Source organism: Yoonia sp. R2-816 (assembly GCF_046762905.1).
GTDB lineage: Bacteria > Pseudomonadota > Alphaproteobacteria > Rhodobacterales > Rhodobacteraceae > Yoonia.
The window spans coordinates 1-1,354 of record NZ_JBKQXN010000209.1; the positions used below are offsets into that span (position 1 = coordinate 1).

Below are 1,354 nucleotides of genomic sequence, written 5' to 3' on the forward strand. Positions count from 1 at the left end.
ACCTGAAAGGTGTTCTTGGCCAAATCAAGGCCGATTGTGGTAACTTGCATTGGGTGGCTCCTCTCATAAGCGGTTAACGACAACTGCACTATGGCGCATTGCGACGCCCGTTGAAGCAGGGGCCATCCACCCCATCCCGCTGACCCGCCGATGTCGCCCGTCCGGTTCTAGGCTGGCACAAGTCATCCGGCCAAAACCGTAAGATGTCGGCAGCGAGCCCAAACTATACATTGAGACCTCTGATTTATCCGTACTTTCTAAGTGCTTCGGACACTGACATTGTTGGCACGCGAAGCCGTCCATTCCCGTTCGGCTCGGCAGCTTCCATGTCGAGATTGAATATCTCGAACTGGTGATCCGCCTCGTCGGCCAGCCCAGTCACGATGACATCAAAGGTATAGGAAGGTTCTTCGGCAATGAACCAATGCACGTTGTCATCGTCTTCACCGATCGAAGACAGATCACCCGCGCCAATCAGCCGATCCACGGTCGGCTGTATGATAAGCGAACGCGTGTCACGCACTACCTGATCATACTGACGCAGCCGGAATGCTCCGGTCAGCGGAAGATGCGCTGATACCATGTTTGCATGGCCGTGCGGTATAATTGAACGACCGGTATCTACAGCAAAAATCTTTGGTAAGAAATTCAAGGTCCTGGTCTCATCGGACCCGAAATCGACACGTGCTGTTGTCACACCCAGTTCCGCAAATCCGATCTTCGACGCAAGACCGTCAAAGTCTATCCCGGCCATAAGGTCGGTTTCTGGCACCGAGGACAACAATTCATCTATGCCCGCGCGCCAATCCGCGACGGAGATCAATTCACCTCGTAGAGACCCGGAGAGCTCATCTATCTTTGAAATCAGTCGTTCGATTTCGCGACCCACAGGGCCAGCAAATGCTGACGTCGTACTGCCAATACTCAAAAGCGAAGTGATTGCGCCGAGCTGCGCGATAACTGATCGCCGTGTCATCTTCGATTGCATAACACAAGACTATCATAACCAGCTCCCAGGCGGAACGTTCCAATGTATGAGCCTAACGGCTGCATTGACTCGCTGACCAGCCAATCCTGCCCGGAGATCGAATGGCCAGTTCGGGCTGGCACAAGTCATCTGATCAAAACCATCAGATGTCAGCAGCGATGAAGATTTTCTGATGCGGGCCATGGCGCGAGGTCTCAGCTTGGCCGTAAGGGTGGCCCGCGTTGGAAAATCTCTCAGGGTGGAAGCCGCGGGGGTTGGCGGTGTCTATGGGGAAAGTGTGCTGCCGGTTGGATCTGAGGCTGCCGCGGGTGCGTTGGTGTGGGGATTGAAGACGATCGTTTTCGCTTTCCACCGGCGTGTTTGCCT

General features: G+C 54.5%; 2 protein-coding genes. Both read right to left on the reverse strand.

Annotated features, from left to right (window positions below; translation table 11 throughout):
• Positions 1-244: 244 nt before the first annotated feature.
• Positions 245-976, reverse strand: coding sequence for a hypothetical protein (locus ACFWW2_RS13975; RefSeq protein ID WP_393928757.1), 732 nt, complete (start codon positions 974-976; stop codon positions 245-247).
• Positions 977-1,130: 154 nt separating this feature from the next.
• On the reverse strand, positions 1,131-1,354 hold a 224-nt coding region (locus ACFWW2_RS13980; protein WP_393928759.1), incomplete at its 5' end, for a hypothetical protein.

Excerpts from the sequence above, each read along its gene's own strand:
- ACFWW2_RS13975 (WP_393928757.1), bottom strand. The coding sequence starts at position 976 with ATGACACGGCGATCAGTTATCGCGCAGCTCGGCGCAATCACTTCGCTT.